Origin of the sequence: Leuconostoc pseudomesenteroides KCTC 3652, from assembly GCF_014634745.1 — a bacterium.
GTDB lineage: Bacteria > Bacillota > Bacilli > Lactobacillales > Lactobacillaceae > Leuconostoc > Leuconostoc pseudomesenteroides.
The window spans coordinates 1-19,208 of record NZ_BMBP01000009.1 but is presented as its reverse complement, the minus strand read 5'-3'; the positions used below and the strand labels follow the sequence as shown (position 1 = coordinate 19,208).

Below are 19,208 nucleotides of genomic sequence, written 5' to 3'. Positions count from 1 at the left end.
AACTATCTCCCGTCAAAATATGATCTGCCCATACCTAATCGATTTCGCCAATTTTTATATAACAAAAAATAAAATATTATGCCTACCAATGTTGTCAAGCTCAATAATATTGATATTTTATGCGCAAACGTTTTTTGATAGTGTAACCTGATCGTTGAACTACCATGTGGCTTGATAGATATTTTTCCCTTCACTACACTTATTTTCAATGGATGTCCAGCATCATTTGTAACTTTCCATCCCAAGTAATTTGTCATAGGTAGTGTTATTTCATGGGCCTGTCGGGGTATTTTATTAACCTGAAACTCATATCCTTCGTGAATTAACTTTAATTGACTCACTTTGCCATTAACCAACACTTGCGTGGCGTCCCTTTTATCTCCCCACATGCCAATTTGATAATTACCTGAAAATACAACACGATTTTTCGATAAATAATCCTTACTACCAATAGGTAACTGATAATAATTGTTAATTTGGTGGACAAAATTATTGTTCGTCACGGTATTGGGATATTTGGCTGACTTGGTACCATAATCACCTGTTTTATTATTCTGATAATAATAATTCATCTGCATAGCCCAAGCGCTGGAAATTGCTAAAAATACGCCTATTATCAAAATCCACCGAGATGTTAATTTTTGAATATAGCCCTCACGGACCAATATATCAATGCCCGCCACAACAAACAATGTACTGAACGTCATAACAATCGGATAAAATCGTCCCATCACTTGAAAGACATGTAACGGTGTTTTATACAAAATTTGTGTTGGTGCGTATGCAATAAGTAGAACGCTGGCAACCAACGCTATGCTAAGATGACGCATTTTGACAGAATAATTACGCGTGACTAGCAATGCACTACTAATCATGATAACCAAAACAAATACAAATGTTCCTACTGGTATTGCTGTCCAATTCAAAGTAGCCTCATTTTTTAAAGAAGCAGTGATTGATCCCCATACATCTAGTGGCTGCCACTGGCTATTGGGCCCAGCAATATGAACTGCTAAAGACTGCTGAATAAATGGCACAATATAAAATGCCGATAGCAGAAAAGTTGTTATCGCAGCTTTAATAAGCGCCAGAATAGTTGATTTAAGTATTAGCCTTTGTAATAGTGCAGTGATAAACATGACGCCCAACACCAAAAACAGTAACACGACAGACAACGCATGGTTGGTGAGCGTAATGGCACTCAGTAAACTGGCTATAAGCCATTTGTTCTGATGCTCAAACAAAATGAGATAAAATGCCCCAATAACCGCCGGAAACATTAAAATGCCAATTAATTCACCTGGTAAACCGCGGACAACTAATTCACCAAATGTGGCCGGAGCAAGAACATAAATAGTTGCAAATAGAAATGCTTTAAAACGTTTATCGTTACCCTTAAAGAAATGTGTACCAATATAATAATTGATTCCCATTGCTCCAGAAAGCAACAATACATAACCGATTAAAACTGCTGTCACTGCTTTTTGTACAACTAAATAAATCAAAGCCACGACATAAATAAACGAATATCCATAAAAAAGATTAACACCATAACCATTTTCACCAAACGTATAAGCCGAAATATCCGGAACCCATTTTCCGTTAAGAAATCCTTGGTAAATTTCGTACATTCTCGACAAATGAAAGGGGACGTCCCAGGAATTGATTACCATTGTTTGCTTGTAAAATTGAGGTAATATGGCAACAAACGCCAGCAGGACAAAAGATGCACCAATCTGCCACCCTTTAATTTTATTAACGCTATACTTCATTACTTTGATCTCCCAGCATGTTTTTTGATCATCTCTGTGTCATTTTAAATTCCAAAAAGGCATCATTATATTTTTCTGTCCATTTTTGCCCTAAGTCTGAATATACTTGCAAGTGACTCACAGTTTTGGCGTCTGGATAAAACTGTTTGTCCTCACGAATACTCTTAGGTAATAGTGCTAATGCCTTTTTGTTTGGCGTTGCATAACCGATATATTCTGCATTTTGGGCCGCATTTTTTGGCTCACTAATGAAATTTAAGAAAGCGTAGGCAGCCGCTGTATGTTTAGCAGTTTTGGGCATAACAATATTATCAAACCAAAGATTTGATCCCTCACTCGGCACGACATAATGCAAGTGTTTATTATTCGCCATTGCTTCAGACGCCTCACCTGAGTATGTTACAGCAATTGATGCTTCGTCTTGTGCCATGTACATTTTGATTTCGTCAGCAATAATTGCTTTAACATTTGGCATCAAGGTTGTTAGTTTGCCTTGAGCCGCCGCCAAATCAGCTGTTGACTTATCATTGACAGACTTTCCTTGTGTAATCAATGTAAAACCTAATACATCACGTGCCGAGTCAATTAACATGACTTGGTTTTTAAACTTTGACGACCATAAATCATCCCAATGTTGGACATCACTGGCCTTTAGGTACTTATCATTGTAGATAATACCTAAAGTTCCCCAAAAGTAAGGTACAGAATATTTGTTGTGTCTATCAAAAGATTGGTTAAGGAAGCGACTGTCGTAATTTTTTAACCCAGTCAACTTCTGATGATCTAGTGGCAACAATAAATTTGCAGCCTTCATTTTTTCAATCATATATTCCGACGGCACAGCTAAATCATAGGATGTCCCGCCTTGCTTAACCTTCGTAAACATGGCTTCATTGGAATCAAAAGTTTCGTAACTGACTTTGTAACCTGTCTCTTTAGTAAACTTTTTAAGTAAGGCGGGATCAATATAGTCTCCCCAGTTATACAAATTCAAAACTTTAGACCCACCTTCACCACTGCCGGTTTTGGCAGCCAAATAGCGCTGGGCAGTAAACAAAACAGCGACAACGGCTAGAATAGCAACAACGCTAGTTAATAACTTTTTCATGTTATAAACCCTCCGTAGCCGGTGTTACCAATCGCGTACCGCGCTTTTTATTTTTAGATGAGCGCGTTGAAATAACGTAATATAGTAAGACCAGCACGAGCGATACAACAAACATCATTGCCGACAAGGCATTAATTTCCAAGCTAACCCCTTGACGGGCCCGAGAGTATATTTCAACAGATAACGTCGAAAATCCATTACCAGTTACGAAAAATGTCACCGCAAAATCATCCAAAGAATACGTAAATGCCATAAAAAATCCAGCCAAAATACCTGGCGATATAACGGGTAAAATCACGCGCGACAACATTTGCCAGTTATTAGCGCCTAAATCTTTAGCAGCAGCAACTAAAGATTGATTCATTTCTTGGAGTCTCGGCAAAACCATCAACACAACAATCGGAATACTAAAGGCAATATGTGACAGGAGCACTGACGCAAATCCTAATGAAAAACCGACAACTGTAAACAATATCAAAAACGAAGCGCCAATAATAACATCGGGTGATACCAACAAAATATTGTTTAGCGATAAGAAAATATTTTTAATCAACTGATTGCGCTGATCATAAATATACAGCGCACCAGCCGTTCCCAAAATGCTAGCCAAAAGCGAGGACAATAATGCAATTAAAAAAGTATTAACCACAATCTCAATAATGCGCGTATCTGCGAACAGCTCAGCGTAATGCTTCAACGAAAAGCCATCCCATCCTTGCATCACATCACCTGCATTAAATGAATAAATAATCAAGAAAAAAATAGGTAAGTACAGCAAAATGAAAACAAACCACAAATATAAATTTGACCATTTAAAAGCTTTTTTCATTTATATTACTCACTTTCTCGTGTTCTTTTTGACACGATCACGCGTCAAAATCATCGTCACAACCATCGCTACAATTAAAATCACACCAATTGTCGATCCTAGTTGCCAGTTTTGGGTTACTAAAAAATGTTCCTCAATTGCTGTACCTAACGTAATCACACGATTACCGCCTATCAAACGTGTAATCATAAACAATGACAAACTTGGAATGAAAACAGCTTGAATGCCCGCCTTCACCCCCGGCATTGATAATGGCAAAATGACTCGTCGTAACGTTTGCCATTTATTAGCACCCAAATCACGACTAGCTTGCTCCAGTTTTGGATCAATTTCTGCCAACGAATTAAAAATCGGCAAAATCATAAACGGAATTTCAATGTAGGCAGCAACTAACAAAAAACTCCAATCAGAGAACAACAGTTGCTGTGGTGCAATGCCAAAAAAGCTCATAAAATTATTAACCGTACCGGTTTTTGACAATAGGCCAATAAACGCATAAGTCTTTAACAACAAATTAATCCACGTTGGCAGGATCACTAATAACAACCAAAATTGTTTTTGCTTGAGTTGATTGAGTAGGTAAGCCATCGGGTAGCTAATCACCAATGTAATTAGTGTAATCAGGAAAGCAAACCAAACTGAGTTAAACGTCATGCGGAGGTATGTACCACTACCAAAATAAACAGCATAGTTATGTAACGTTAACCCACCATTGGCGTTAGTTAGCGATTGAAATAACAATAAAACGAGTGGCGCAATAACAAATAACAATAACCACGCGCCATAAGGCACGAGATAAAATAACTGACGCTGTTGTTTACTCTTCATCATCATCCTCGTAACTTTCCAAACGCGCGTCAAAATCATCTTCAGACTCATTAAATCGCATGATGTGAATGTCTTCCGGATCAAATGTCAAACCAACTCGTTCTCCCACTTGGGCCGAGTTCGTTGCTTGAACTTGCCACTCGTTACCGTCATCATCAATTGCTGTAATTTCATAATAATCACCACGAAATGATTGATCATCAATTGTCACAATTAACTTACCATTTTCGATTGTGGTTAAATCTAAGTCTTCAGGGCGCAAGACAACTTCAACACGTTCATTGGGTCGCATTCCAGCATCAACATTTTCAAAATCTTTGCCCACAAAATGAACAACATAATCCGTTTTCATGATGCCATCTACAATGTTACTCTCACCAATAAAATCCGCAACAAAATGGTTAATTGGTTCATCATATATATCCTCTGGTGTCCCATTTTGCTGTATGACCCCGTCATTCATCACAAAAATCCAATCAGACATAGCTAGTGCTTCTTCTTGATCATGCGTCACAAAAACAAAGGTAATACCAAGTCTTTGCTGAATTTCACGGAGCTCATACTGCATGTCTTTGCGCAACTTGTAATCCAATGCAGACAATGGTTCATCGAGTAACAAAACTTTTGGATCATTAGCCAAAGCGCGCGCAATCGCCACACGCTGCCGTTGCCCACCTGACAGCTCACTAATATCACGATCAGCATATTGGTCAAGTTTAACCAACTTCAACATGTCATGAACCTGCCGTTCAATATCGTTCTTTGACATTTTTTTTATGGACGGACCAAAAGCCACGTTTTCAAAAACATTCATATTCGGAAATAATGCATAATCTTGGAAAACAGTGTTAACAGTTCGTTTTTCCACTGGCACATCATTGATACGCTTGTTTTCAAATAAAATATCACCTGAAGTTGCCGCCAATTGACCAGAAATCAAGTTTAAAATTGTTGTTTTACCAGATCCTGAGGGTCCCAACAAGGTATAAAATTTACCTTGTTCTAAAGACAAGTCGATGCCCTTCAAAATCTCTGTGTCACCATAAGCTAAGCTTACAGACTTAAATTCAATAATTGGTGTTTGCTCTGCCAAATTCTCAACCTCAACTCTTTTCGATAATTTCAATTTTACACTAATTTTGAAGACATAAAAAGAAAATCATATTTGACCATTTAGCTTCAGTGGCTATGCGTCAATGATCTTTTCACGATTTTCAACAACAACAATAGCAATTGTCATTAAGATGAACAAAATAACAATAACGATAATTTGCGGTGTCCAAGAATGCCACCAACCATATGCATAACCAAACATAGCTGGACCAACTGCCGCAATCAAATAGCCACCGCTTTGCGACATACCGGACAATTGTGCCGTTTGTCCCGGTGTGCTGGTTTTAAGCGTGAATGTGGTCATCAAATATGGAAACAACACCGAAGTACCGACACCAATAAATAAATTGACCAGTAACCAGTAGGTAAAAGTGCCTTGTGGATTCAGCAACAGGAGGTAGCCAATTGTACCTAAAATTGAAAAGCCAGCAACTAGCCACTGCCTTTGGCGTTTGTTCAATCGAACAACAATTGACGGTACTGTTAGTGCAAATGGTAGACCAATTAATGAGTTAAGACCAGAAAATAAACCAGCAGTTGCCGGCGTTAATCCAGTCTGAATCGCCATAGTTGGCCCCCACGCCATCAAAACATAGAACATTGCAGATTGCATACCACCAAAAAACAACAATAACCAAGCATTGCGATTTTTCCAAACGTTGAATCGGACTGTTTTCTTGTGATCACTCGCCATTTGAGTGACTTGTCTATTTGCCGCAAACCGTTCATTAGGTAACCAAACCAGCAAAGCACCAACGAGCAAGATTGTCAACAATCCCACAAAAACCTGCCAACTAGTTAATGCCGTTATTGGCGCTGCCAAACTAGCGCCAACTGCCGTTGCTAACATCATGCTAAATGTAAAGACAGACGTCATTGGACCGACTTTCATCGGAAAATACGTTCGAATAACACTAGGCAGTAACACATTCATGTGGGCAACACCAATACCAATCAGCATTGTCCCAATGTAGAGGAAAGTTGTATTAATAACTCTAATGCCAGACCCAACAATTAACAGCATCAACATCAATGCAAATGCCCTTTCTAGCCCAATCTTTTGAGCCACTTTAGGTGCTGTTGAAGAAAACAAGGCAAACGCTATCAGCGGAATAGTTGTTAGCATGCCCAATTGTCCAACAGGCACACCCTCTGATTTGGAAATACTACTCAAAATTGGCGGCATAGCTGTGAATGGTAATCGCAAAATCATGCCAACAACAACAATTCCTGGAATTAAAAACTTACTATGATTTTTCATTTCAATTTCCCTAATAATAACAAAACAGCGCCACTCTGTTGAGTGACGCCGTTTATACTGAACCATCAGTCAGTCAAAGATTAATTTTCTTGACCGTGGGTCTTGATAATTTCTTCTTGAATGTTCTTAGGAACAGCTTCGTAGTGATCGAAAACCATTTGGAATGTACCACGACCTTGCGTTGCTGAACGCAAAGTAGTTGCATAACCAAACATTTCTGACAAAGGCACCTTAGCCTTAACTGCCAAAACTGGACCACGTGACTCTTGACCTTCAATCATACCACGGCGTGCTGAGACGTGTCCCATAACATCACCCAGGTTGTCTTCAGGTGCAACAATATCAACGGCCATAATTGGTTCCAAAATAACCGCGCCGGCTGTCTTAGCAGCTTCGCGCAAAGCCAATGAAGCAGCAATCTTAAAGGCAGCTTCACTTGAATCGACATCGTGATATGAACCATCATACAACTTAGCTTTCAAATCAACTAATGGGAATCCAGCCAAAGGACCAGCATTCAATGCGTCCTTCAAACCAGCTTCAACTGATGGAATATATTCACGAGGCACAACACCACCAACGATGGCATCTTCGAATTCAAATCCAGCACCTTCTTCGTTTGGTGAGAATTCAATCCAAACATCACCATACTGACCTTTACCACCAGATTGACGCTTGAAGTAACCACGTGCTTGTACTGTCTTAGTAAAGGCTTCACGATAAGCAACTTGTGGCGCACCAACAGTGGCTTCAACATTGAATTCACGACGCATACGATCAACCATGATATCCAATTGCAATTCACCCATACCAGCAATCAATGTTTGACCAGTTTCAGGGTTAGTTGTGGCACGGAATGAAGGATCTTCTTCAGCCAATTTTTGAATGGCATTTGACAATTTGTCTTGATCAGCCTTTGTCTTTGGTTCGATAGCCAATTCGATAACTGGTTCTGGGAACTCCATTGATTCCAGAATCAATTGATGATCAACAGCTGTCAAAGAATCACCAGTTGTCGTGTTCTTCAAACCAATAGCCGCAGCAATATCACCAGAGAATACTTCTTCAATTTCAGTACGTGAAGTAGCGTGCATTTGTAGCAAACGACCAACACGTTCACGTGTATCAGAGGAGGTATTTTGTACGTATGAACCTGATTGCAATGTACCAGTATAGACACGCATAAATGTCAAACGACCAACGAATGGATCTGTCATGATCTTGAACGCCAAAGCAGCGAAAGGCTTTGAATCATCAGCGATCAAATCAACTTCTTCATCTGTCTTTGGATCTTTAGCGATATATGGCTTAACATCCAAAGGTCCTGGCAAATAGTCAACAACGGCATCCAACATCATCTGAACACCCTTATCTTTATAAGCTGAACCCGCAAGAATTGGGTAGAATTGAAGTGCTAGTGTAGCACGACGAATGGCTGCCTTCAATTCTTCAATAGAAATATCTTCACCTTCAAGATACTTTTCCATCAAATCATCATCGACATCAGCAACAGCTTCAATCAATGTATTACGCTTTTCTTCCGCCAAGTCTTTCAAATCAGCTGGAATATCACGTGGTTCCCACTTTTCACCAAGTTCATCAACTGGGTAATAAGCTTCTTGTGTAATCAAGTCAATAACGGCTTCGAAGTCATCCTCAGCACCGATTGGCCATTGGATTGCTTCAGCATTAACTTGCAAACGTTCGTGCATTGAGTCAACTGACATTTGGAAATCAGCGCCCATTTTGTCCATCTTGTTAACAAAGACGATACGTGGCACATCATAAGTTGTGGCCTGACGCCACACTGTCTCTGTTTGTGGTTCAACACCAGCTGCACCATCAAGTACGGCTACGGCACCATCAAGAACACGCAAAGCACGTTCAACTTCGATTGTGAAGTCCACGTGTCCAGGTGTATCAATGATGTTAACGCGATAAGGTGTCTTTTCAAATTGATCAAAGAAACCGTGCCAAACAGCTGTTGTAGCAGCTGATTGGATTGTGATTCCACGTTCCTTTTCTTGTTCCATGAAATCCATTTGTGAAGCACCATCATGTGTTTCACCAATTTTGTGAATTTTACCTGTATAGTACAAGATACGTTCAGTAGTCGTTGTCTTACCCGCATCAATGTGGGCCATGATTCCGATGTTACGTGTACGCTCTAGTGGGTATTCACGTTTTGCCATTGTGAGTTATCTCCTGGTTTAGTTATATATGCAACAAAAAGCGACACATAATTGTGTTCGCTTTTTGATGGTGCTTGTTTTGACAAACACCATCTATGACAATTGTACACTATTTGACGCGCAAGAATAATTAAATTCTTGTCATCAACAGATTACCAACGATAGTGTGCAAACGCACGGTTGGCTTCAGCCATTTTGTGCGTATCTTCGCGCTTCTTAACAGATGCACCAGTGTCATTGGCAGCATCCATAATTTCTTTGGCTAAACGCTCATCCATTGTGTGCTCGTTACGCAAACGTGAGTAGTTAACCAACCAACGAAGTCCCAAAGTCGTACGACGATCTGGACGAACTTCGATTGGCACTTGGTAGTTAGAACCACCAACACGGCGAGCTTTAACTTCCAATACTGGCATAATGTTTTCCATAGCTTGTTCGAAAACTTCCAATGGTTCATTGCCAGTTGCTTCCTTGATACGATCAAAAGCATCATACAAGATTGTTGAAGCTGTACCACGCTTACCATCAAGCATCAACTTGTTGATCAAACGTGAAACGAGTTTTGAATTGTAAATTGGGTCAGGCAAAACTTCCTGACGCTTAGTATAACCTTTACGTGGCATTAGTCAGTCTCCTTCTTACTTCTTTGGTGCCTTTGTACCATACTTTGAACGTGATGTCATACGACCATCAACACCCGCAGTATCCAAAGCACCACGGATAATGTGGTAACGTACACCAGGCAAATCCTTAACACGACCACCACGAATCAAAACAACTGAGTGTTCTTGCAAGTTATGACCGATACCTGGAATATATGCTGTTACTTCATACAAGTTTGAAAGACGCACACGGGCGTACTTACGCAAAGCTGAGTTAGGCTTCTTTGGTGTCATTGTACCAACACGTGTTGCGACACCACGCTTTTGTGGGGCAGCATTGTTAGTTGCTTTTTTCTTCATTGAATTGTAGCCAAAGTTCAAAGCAGGTGATTTTGACTTAGAAACCTTTGACTTACGTGGCTTACGAACCAATTGGTTAATTGTAGGCATGCTACAGTCTCCTTAAATTTTTCATTGATTTCACAGTTCCAGGTGTTTCATTTCTGTTTTCAAACAAAAATGCTCACCGGAAATCTGCTGACAGTTACCTTTACAGCGCCGTTCAGCACAGTGTGACGATGTCACAGAACAGATTACTTAAAAGCACGTTCAATATAATACCAGATTGAGCGATAAAGTCAAGTAGGTATTTACATTTTGTGAATAACTATTTGTTTTTTCGTACTATTCCACATGGAAAATATATTGATATTGATTTTTAATAGCATCATTGTTTCGTCAGTTATGTGTGTCAATGATCGCATCCAACATAATATTTCATTACTACATCCCAGATCGTTTTGCCTGATGTGTCATCATTTATTAAAGTGGTACGATCTCGTACCGTTTTTTTCGGCAGTTTTCACGTTTGCAAAATATCGCTATTGTCACAAACGTTTTGGTTGGCGCTATCCTGCATTAGAATTGACGTGCACACTGTTTGGCACCATTCTTTGGTATGCCTCGATCCTCCAATGGCTAATCGCAGTAGTACTACTGTTTTTATCCCTTGAAGACTGCGCGTCGCAGGCCATCCATAGCTACTTGATTATTCCGCTGTTATTGTACGCAATCCACCAACACCATGATCAATCGCACATTTTTCTAGCATTATTAATTGGACTGATCGCTTGCTATTTGGTTTATATACGGCACGCGTTAGGTCCCGGAGACATTCCAGTTTTATTGACACTCATTTTTTCAACCACCATGTTAACCTTTGTACTAGGCTTATTAATGGCTTGTTGTTTAGCCGCCCTCTTTTTAGCATTGTCATCACAAAAACGTTTACCATTTGTGCCTTTCCTAACCGTTGGTTGGCTACTTATTGGTGTCTTGATATAAAAAACACTTGAATTATCTTCAAGTGTTTAAACTATTAAGTTGCTGGCGATGTCGTTTTAAGTGGTTTCGTTGTAATTTTAATACTGCCATTCTTTGCGCCGATTGTAACGGCATCTTCAGTGGTAATATTACCTCGTAATAATTCTTCACTAAGTGCATCTTCAACACTTGTCTGAAGTGCACGGCGAATTGGACGGGCACCATATTCAGGATCAAAACCAGCACTGGCAACAACGTCAATGGCGGCGGGTGTCATTTTAATTGTAATCCCTTGTTCAGCAACACGTTGTAGCACTGAACGACTCATCAATTTTACAATTTCATGTAATTCTTGTTTAGTCAAGCTCTCGAAGACAATTGCTTCATCCAAGCGGTTGATAAATTCTGGCCTGAAAGTCTCTTTCAATGTTTCTCTAATTTTAGCTGCAACAGCTTCATGATCATTTTTCAAATCAACAGCACCAAAACCAACTGATTTTTCATCACGAAGACGTGTGGCACCTAAATTAGAAGTCATAATAATGATTGTATTACGAAAATCAACTTTTCGACCTTTAGAATCAGTCAAATAACCGTCATCAAAGACTTGCAACATCAAATTAAAGATGTCTTGATGGGCTTTTTCAGCCTCATCAAGCAAAACGACTGAATAAGGATGATTGCGTACTTTTTCAGTCAATTGTCCACCTTCATCATAACCAACATACCCAGGTGCAGAGCCGATTAATCGACTAGCTGACCAGCGTTCTTGATATTCGGACATATCGATACGAATGAGATTATCTTCGCTACCAAAAATAGCTTCGGCCAGCGCTTTAGCCAACTCCGTTTTACCCACACCAGTTGGGCCTAAGAACATGAAGGTTCCAATGGGGCGTGTCGGATCTTTCAATCCAGAACGCGCACGTCGAATAGCACGTGCAACTGCTGACACTGCAGCCTGTTGACCAACAACTCGTCGTCCTAGAACTTTTTCTAAATTAACTAGCCGCTGCTGATCATTTTTTTCTAACTGGGTTAACGGCACACCTGTTTGTTGAGAAATGACTTCCGCGATGTCTTGCGTTGTCACATGCAAATCATATTGCGCGCGCTCACCATTAACCATTGCTGCTTGTATTTTTGCCTCTTTTTTCGCTAGTTTTTTCTTGAGCTTCATTTCTTCGGTACGCAGTTGCGCTGCTTCTTCAAAGTTTAAAGCTTCAATAGCAGCATCTTTGTCAGCCTGAACTTGTTTAAGACGAGTGACTACTTTGTCATTAGCACCATTATTTTCTGTTGCCTCAATGCGAACTTTTGCGCCCGCTTCATCAATTAAATCAATTGCTTTATCAGGCAAAAAGCGATCACTAATGTACCGCGATGATAGCTTAACAGCGGCATTTATCGCGTCATCATCAATTTGCACTTGGTGATGCTCTTCAAATTTAGGTCGGATCCCATTCAATATAGCAATTGCATCTTCTTGCGTTGGTTCATCAACCGTCACTGAAGCAAAGCGCCGTTCTAATGCCGCGTCAGATTCGATATACTTTTGATACTCATCAAAGGTAGTTGCGCCTAATGTCTGTAATTCACCGCGCGCTAAAGCTGGTTTCAAAATATTTGACGCATCAATAGCACCTTCAGCACCACCAGCACCAATTAAAGTATGCAACTCATCAATGAATAAGATAACTTCGCCATCTTGATAGATTTCTTCGATTATTTTTTTTAAACGATCTTCAAACTCGCCACGATATTTGGTCCCAGCAACTAATGACCCCATGTCAAGCGCCATTAAACGCTTATGTGACAAATTTTCTGGTACTTCACCTGTGACAATTTTCTGAGCCAATCCTTCTGCAATTGCTGTCTTTCCAACACCTGGTTCACCAATCAAAACAGGATTATTCTTTGTACGTCGAGATAAAATTTGGACAACGCGGCGAACTTCTTTAGACCGCCCAATAACTGGATCCATTTTTTCATCACGCGCCATTTGTGTCAAATCACGCGCCAGACCATCTAACGTGGGTGTCCCAGCTGCTGCTTGCTGCTTCTCACGTTGTTTCATTTGTTTGCGAATATCTGTGACACCCAATTTTCGCAAGATCCCGCGACGTAAATCTTGCAAATTAGCATCTAAAGCCAACAAAATTCGTGAGGACAAGATACTTTCATCTTGCAGCAGCGCTAATAGAATATGTTCAGTTCCTACTTTGGGTTGTGCCAAAGCACGAGATTCTTCACCAGCTTGTCGTAAAATATCAGCTGCTTTTGGTGAATATGGTAAATAAACACCCTTTTCATAGCGGCTTGACATACCATAGCCAGTAAAGTGCTCAATTTCTTCACGGATATCATCATCTGTGACATTAAACTGTGTCAAAATTTTGCTGGCAATGCCCTCTTGTTCGATGGCTAAAGCTAGCAACAGATGTTCTGTGCCAACTGCTTGATGCTTAAAATATTTTGCCTGTTCTTGTGCCAAAGCCAGAACGTTTTGAGCACTCGGTGTATAGTTATTATCCATATATGCCTCCTTAAAATTCGGCTGTGTTTGTATAATATTGACTTATATTATAACCCAATTAGATGTTATTAGGAAATCATTTGTTTGTATCAGCGACATTTAATTACAATTCAAAATTCAAAAAGCCGAAACGACTGTTTCGACTTCATTAATTTGGGTTTTTTAGCGATAATTGCCACTGCAAATAGGCGTTGATGAAGGGATCCAAATCACCATCTAGAACCGCTTGCGGCTGATTAGTTTCATAGTTAGTCCGATGATCTTTAACCATTTGATAGGGGTGCAAAACGTAAGAACGTATTTGTGATCCCCAGCCATTTTCCATTTTTTCGCCAGTAAGCGCTGCTCGCTCGGCTTCTTTTTTCTCAAGCTCTAATTGATAAAGTTTACTTTTTAATAATCGCATGGCATAATCGCGGTTACCATATTGTGTCCGTTCAACTGTTGATGAAACAACAATACCCGTTGGTTCGTGTGTCAATCGCACACCCGTTGAAACCTTGTTGACGTTTTGGCCACCAGCACCACCCGAACGGAACACATCCATTTTGACATCGTCATCACGCACTTCCACTTCAATTGAGTCGTCCAATTCTGGCATGACATCAACCGATACGAAGCTCGTATGACGTCGCCCAGCACTATCAAAAGGTGAAATTCTAACAAAACGATGGACACCTTTTTCACTGCGTAAAAAACCGTATGCATTGTGTCCTGTCACTTTTATCGTAGCGCTATCAATACCAGCTTCGTCACCCGCATGGTAATCAAGCGTTTCCACTTGAAAATTATGTTGTTGCGCCCAACGAGTATACATACGATACAAATTAGCACCCCAGTCAGTTGATTCTGTTCCGCCAGATCCTGGATGAATTTCCAAAACGGCGTTATTAGCATCATAAGGTTCTGTCAATAATTGTTCCAAGTTGTAAGCATCAATATCTTGCTGTGCCTTTTCAATACCTTCAGAAAGTTCATTTTCTAAGTCTGTATCTTCAGGATCTTCAGCTAACATTTCCGTCAAAACTTCCAAATCCTCAACTTGACTAGTCAAATTCAAGAAGGAATCACGCCGATTTTTCAAAACATTATTTTCTTCAATGACTTTTTGCGCTTTATCATTGTCATCCCAAAAACCAGGCTCAGTCATACGATTTTCGTAGTCTGCAATTTCTTCCGTTAATGCCTCCAAGTCAAGACTATTACGGAAGCGCGTGATATTTTCTTGCATATCAGCAATCGCATGTTTGGCATCAATAATTTCCATAGTATTTCCTTTCAAAATAAAAACGAACAAAGTTCGCTTTTATTTGTCTATTAAGCACGTAAATTCTGGCGAATTTCAGCTTTCATGAAGGTACGCGTGGCATCATATTCGACGTCAGCGATCATTTTATTGAAATTAGCGTAAGCTTCATTTTGGTACTCAATCAAAGGATTTAATTGACCGTAGCCTCGTAAACCAACACCCTGACGCAGACGGTCCAATGAATCGATATGATCAGTCCAATGTTGATCGACCGCTCTCAAAATAACTACTTTTTCAAATTCTAACATTTGGGCGGGATCATAAAGTTGGGCTTGCTTTTCTTTATAATTATCTTTGGCTAGTCGCAGTAATTTCGCTTTGATATCGTCACGAGACAAGCCTTTCAACTGTTCAACCGTGAATGCATCTTCATGTCCTAAAGCATTACCAACAAAAGCAACGATTTGAGCCAACTCCCAAGTCTTGTCATCTTTAGATTTTGTTTGTGCATCAACAACTCGATTAATCGTTCGCTCGACCATAGGCATCAAAACCCATTCAAGCGACTTGGTTTCATCTATCACGATGTCTCGTTCGTGATAGACTAATTCACGTTGCTCACGCACAACATCATCATATTGTAATACGTTTTTACGTGTGTCATAGTTGTTTCCTTCAACACGCTTTTGAGCTGATTCAACAGATCGTGTAATCATACGATTTTTGATTACTGTGTCTTCTTCATCCAAATTAAGTCGTTGCATAAGCAAACGCACACGATCAGCACCGAATCGAACCATCAAGTCATCTTCCAATGATAAGAAAAACTGTGAGAAACCGCGGTCTCCTTGTCGACCAGCACGCCCACGTAACTGGTTATCAATTCGACGTGACTCATGGCGTTCAGTTGCAATAACTGCTAAACCACCTAGTTCTTCGACCCCAGGGCCCAATTTGATGTCAGTACCACGACCAGCCATGTTAGTCGCCACAGTTACAGCACCACGCTGACCAGCATTAGCAATGATTTCGGCTTCTTTGGCATTGTTTTTAGCGTTCAAAACATTATGTGGCACATTTTGCGCCATCAAAATTTTAGAAAGCAATTCTGATGCTTCAACTGAACCTGTACCAATTAAGATGGGTTGACCCTTTTCATGAAGTTCAACAATAAGCTTTACAACAGCATTATACTTGGCACGAACTGATGGATAAAGCAGATCTGGGTAATCCACACGTTGGATTGGGCGATTAGTCGGAATCGTAATCACTTCCATGTTGTAAATTTCACGTAATTCTTCTTCTTCAGTCTTAGCCGTTCCTGTCATACCTGACAATTTTTTATACATACGGAACAAATTCTGATACGTAATTTGTGCCATTGATTTGTTTTCTTCTTGAATTTCAACGCCTTCTTTGGCTTCGATTGCTTGATGCAAACCATCTGACAATCGTGTTCCCTCAGAGATACGACCAGTTGATTGGTCAATCAGCTTCACTTCACCATCCTGCACAACATAGTCTTTGTCGTTGATGTAGTTGAAATTAGCTCGCAAAGCTTGATCAATATGATGAGTCAAAGCAGTATCATTTGCATCATACAAATTATCCAAGTTGAAGAAAACTTCACCCTTGTGGATACCTTCATTGGTCAACATTGTTGCTTTAGCTTCTTCATCTACCTTGTAGTCTTCATCACGTTGCAAAGTTTTCACAAAACGATCTGCTCGAGCATACATTTGTGAAATACCTGATCCTGGGCCAGAAATAATCAAAGGTGTTCGCGCCGTATCGATCAAAATTGAATCAGCTTCATCAATCAAAGCAAAGTTCAAACCACGTTGCATCACGCGCTCTTCCGCTCGACGAACCATGTTATCACGCAAATAATCAAATCCAATGTTAAAGTTCGTTGAATAGGTAATATCGGCATCATAGGCGGCACGTTTTTCTTCAGCAGGCGCGTCACCAACGTTGACACCAACTGAAAGACCAAGCCAATTATAGAGTTGCCCCATCTGCTCCGCATCACGTGCTGACAAATAATCGTTAACAGTGACAACGTGAACCCCACGCCCTGGTAACGCATTCAAATAAACAGCCATTGTTGCTGTCAAGGTTTTACCTTCACCAGTGCGCATTTCGGCCAAGTTACCATCATGTAATACAGCCGATCCCATAATTTGTACTCGGAAAGGATAAAGACCCAAAACACGTTTGGCCCCTTCTCTAGCAACAGCAAATGCTTCAGGTAAAATTTCGTCAAGAACCTTTGCTAAGGCTTTGTTTTGTTTTTCCTTATTCTTGATACCATCTGTAGCTTTGTTGATGGTTTCCTTAAATTCACCTGTTTTAGCTTGTAAGGCCTCATCAGACATTTTTGACATTTGATCAGCATAACTTTCAACCTGATCAGCAATATTGTTTAATTTTTTGAGTTGTTTTTTTGAATTATCAACTAATTTACGTATTGGATTATTCATGTTATTTAGCGTGTCTTCAAGAAATTGACACGTTTCTCCTCTAAAACCTAAATTTGTGTGGTCTAGCGCACAATAGTCTACGTTCCATTATAACAAAAAAAGAGCCCAAAAAATAGACTCTTTTATGCTTAATAATGAGATTTTGCTTCGAGTTTTTCTTGACCACCCATGTAAGGACGCAAAACATCTGGAATCGTGACAGATCCGTCTTGATTCTGGTAGTTTTCTAAAATGGCTGCTACTGTTCTACCCACTGCAAGGCCTGAACCATTCAAAGTATGAACTAGCTGTAACTTGTTATTTTCATCACGGTATGTGATATGCATACGGCGTGCTTGAAAATCTTCTGTGTTTGAAACTGAAGAAATTTCACGGTACACATTTTGTTGTGGCATCCAAACTTCAACATCATAGGTTTTAGCGGCGGAGAAGCCCATGTCGCCAGTTGAAAGTAGAATAACGTGGTAAGGTAACGCTAATTTTTGCAAAATATTTTCCGCATTAGCTGTCATTGCTTCCAACTCGTCATATGACTGTTCAGGCTTAGTAAACTTAACCATCTCAACCTTGTTGAATTGGTGTAAACGAATTAATCCACGCGTATCCTTTCCAGCAGACCCAGCTTCTTTTCTAAATGAAGGTGACAACGCCGTAAATTTAATTGGCAAATCTTCTGCTGGCAGCGTTTCGCCGGAATAATAATTTGTTAAAGGTACTTCTGCTGTTGGAATATATGTTTGATCTAGGCCAGCTACCCGGTAAGCATCATCTTGAAACTTTGGATACTGACCGGTTCCAAACATCGCTGAATCATTGACTACAATTGGCGTAATCATTTCAGTGTAGCCTTCCTTACGATGTTCGTCTAGCATAAAATTATAGACAGCACGTTCTAAACGAGCGCCATCACCAACATAGTACAAGAAACGTGCACCTGAAACCTTTGCGCCACGTTCAAAATCAAGAATGCCAAGCGCTTCTCCAATATCGTAGTGAGCTTTCACCCAATCTGTTTTCACCAAGGCTTCAGGACGATTATCATAATGTGCAGGCGCCCACTTACGTTGTTCAACGTTGGCAGACTCATCTGGACCAACAGGCACTTCACTAGCCGCCAAATTAGGCAAGTGAGCAGCAATCTCATTTACTTGCTCATCTAATTCTGCTTGTTTGGCGTCTAACGCCTTTATATCGCTACCAACTTGTTGCATTTGAGCAATCGCGTCACTAGCATCTTCTTTTTGACGTTTTGCATAAGCAATTTTGTCAGAAACTTCATTTCGTTGCGCCTTCAAATTTTCAACACGTTGAATGGTATCGCGTCGTGCCTGATCTAATGTTAACAATTGATCAAGTGTTTCTGCTTCAACACCTCTATCACGCAATCTCTGCTTTGCTTCTTCACTATTTTTTCTCAAATAACGCATATCTAACATAATATTTCCTCATTCTTCCAAATAAAAAGCGTTCTCGTCTTGTTGTTAAACAAGGGACGAAAAACGCGATTCCGTGGTACCACCCAATTTCTATAACCTAAATTATAGCACTTCATTACCTTTAACGAGGGTACCGGGCAGCATTACCTGCCAAGCTAAGATTAATGGAGTTTCACGCTGTTATTTCTCATCAACCAATAACTTTCTTTGATGCGCTACTTATAATAATCACTAAGAACATTCTATCCTATTACAAATTAAAACACAAGGCAAAACAAAAGGAGGAAGCAAGTGTTACGTTACCATAACACTTGCTTCCCCTTTAACATGGGCCATCCAGGACTCGAACCTGGGACCTCTGCGTTATCAACACAGCGCTCTAACCAACTGAGCTAATGGCCCATATTTTGATGCTCTAACATCAAGCGAATGACGGGAATCGAACCCGCATAGCCAGCTTGGAAGGCTGGAATTCT

General features: G+C 40.1%; 14 protein-coding genes and 1 tRNA gene. 1 reads left to right on the top strand and 14 read right to left on the bottom strand.

Annotated elements, in window-relative coordinates; translation table 11 throughout:
- Positions 1-2: 2 nt before the first annotated feature.
- The 9 genes from IEU65_RS08285 to rpsL form a co-directional block, all read right to left on the bottom strand.
- On the bottom strand, positions 3-1,772 hold the full coding sequence (locus IEU65_RS08285; RefSeq protein WP_010292939.1) for a putative glycosyltransferase family protein: 1,770 nt from the start codon (positions 1,770-1,772) through the stop codon (positions 3-5).
- A 28-nt stretch (positions 1,773-1,800) separates the two neighbouring features.
- Positions 1,801-2,880, bottom strand: coding sequence for an ABC transporter substrate-binding protein (locus IEU65_RS08280; protein WP_010292937.1), 1,080 nt, complete (start codon positions 2,878-2,880; stop codon positions 1,801-1,803).
- Between the two features lies 1 nt (position 2,881).
- A complete protein-coding gene (locus IEU65_RS08275) occupies positions 2,882-3,709 on the bottom strand; it encodes an ABC transporter permease (RefSeq protein ID WP_010292935.1) in 828 nt (275 codons plus the stop codon).
- Positions 3,710-3,718: 9 nt separating this feature from the next.
- On the bottom strand, positions 3,719-4,540 hold the full coding sequence (locus IEU65_RS08270; protein WP_031941314.1) for an ABC transporter permease: 822 nt from the start codon (positions 4,538-4,540) through the stop codon (positions 3,719-3,721).
- On the bottom strand, positions 4,527-5,630 hold the full coding sequence (locus IEU65_RS08265; RefSeq protein WP_010292931.1) for an ABC transporter ATP-binding protein: 1,104 nt from the start codon (positions 5,628-5,630) through the stop codon (positions 4,527-4,529). Before IEU65_RS08265 ends, IEU65_RS08270 begins: the two co-directional genes overlap by 14 nt.
- Before the next feature lie 93 nt (positions 5,631-5,723).
- Positions 5,724-6,911 carry a CynX/NimT family MFS transporter gene (locus IEU65_RS08260; protein ID WP_010292929.1) on the bottom strand — a complete coding sequence of 396 codons (1,188 nt, stop codon included), beginning with the start codon at positions 6,909-6,911 and terminating at the stop codon, positions 5,724-5,726.
- Positions 6,912-6,991: 80 nt separating this feature from the next.
- Positions 6,992-9,103, bottom strand: coding sequence for an elongation factor G (gene fusA, locus IEU65_RS08255; RefSeq protein WP_139968045.1), 2,112 nt, complete (start codon positions 9,101-9,103; stop codon positions 6,992-6,994).
- Positions 9,104-9,255: 152 nt separating this feature from the next.
- Positions 9,256-9,726 carry a 30S ribosomal protein S7 gene (gene rpsG, locus IEU65_RS08250; protein ID WP_004899475.1) on the bottom strand — a complete coding sequence of 157 codons (471 nt, stop codon included), beginning with the start codon at positions 9,724-9,726 and terminating at the stop codon, positions 9,256-9,258.
- A gap of 15 nt (positions 9,727-9,741) precedes the next feature.
- Entirely contained in the window at positions 9,742-10,155 is a 414-nt protein-coding gene (rpsL, locus tag IEU65_RS08245) for a 30S ribosomal protein S12 (RefSeq protein WP_004911305.1), read from the bottom strand.
- Between the two features lie 243 nt (positions 10,156-10,398).
- On the opposite strand from rpsL, the gene IEU65_RS08240 reads away from it, so the two are divergent.
- Positions 10,399-11,049 carry a prepilin peptidase gene (locus IEU65_RS08240; RefSeq protein WP_010275974.1) on the top strand — a complete coding sequence of 217 codons (651 nt, stop codon included), beginning with the start codon at positions 10,399-10,401 and terminating at the stop codon, positions 11,047-11,049.
- A gap of 34 nt (positions 11,050-11,083) precedes the next feature.
- Here IEU65_RS08240 and IEU65_RS08235 read toward each other — a convergent pair whose 3' ends face one another.
- The 5 genes from IEU65_RS08235 to IEU65_RS08215 form a co-directional block, all read right to left on the bottom strand.
- Positions 11,084-13,564 carry an ATP-dependent Clp protease ATP-binding subunit gene (locus tag IEU65_RS08235; RefSeq protein WP_010275971.1) on the bottom strand — a complete coding sequence of 827 codons (2,481 nt, stop codon included), beginning with the start codon at positions 13,562-13,564 and terminating at the stop codon, positions 11,084-11,086.
- A gap of 148 nt (positions 13,565-13,712) precedes the next feature.
- A complete protein-coding gene (prfB, locus tag IEU65_RS08230) occupies positions 13,713-14,831 on the bottom strand; it encodes a peptide chain release factor 2 (protein ID WP_010275969.1) in 1,119 nt (372 codons plus the stop codon).
- A gap of 50 nt (positions 14,832-14,881) precedes the next feature.
- Entirely contained in the window at positions 14,882-17,296 is a 2,415-nt protein-coding gene (secA, locus tag IEU65_RS08225; protein ID WP_010275967.1) for a preprotein translocase subunit SecA, read from the bottom strand.
- A 128-nt stretch (positions 17,297-17,424) separates the two neighbouring features.
- Positions 17,425-18,732 (bottom strand): serine--tRNA ligase, encoded by a 1,308-nt coding sequence (gene serS / locus IEU65_RS08220; protein ID WP_010275963.1) that lies wholly within the window; start codon positions 18,730-18,732, stop codon positions 17,425-17,427.
- Between the two features lie 328 nt (positions 18,733-19,060).
- A tRNA-Ile gene (locus IEU65_RS08215) sits at positions 19,061-19,134 on the bottom strand.
- Positions 19,135-19,208 lie beyond the last annotated feature (74 nt).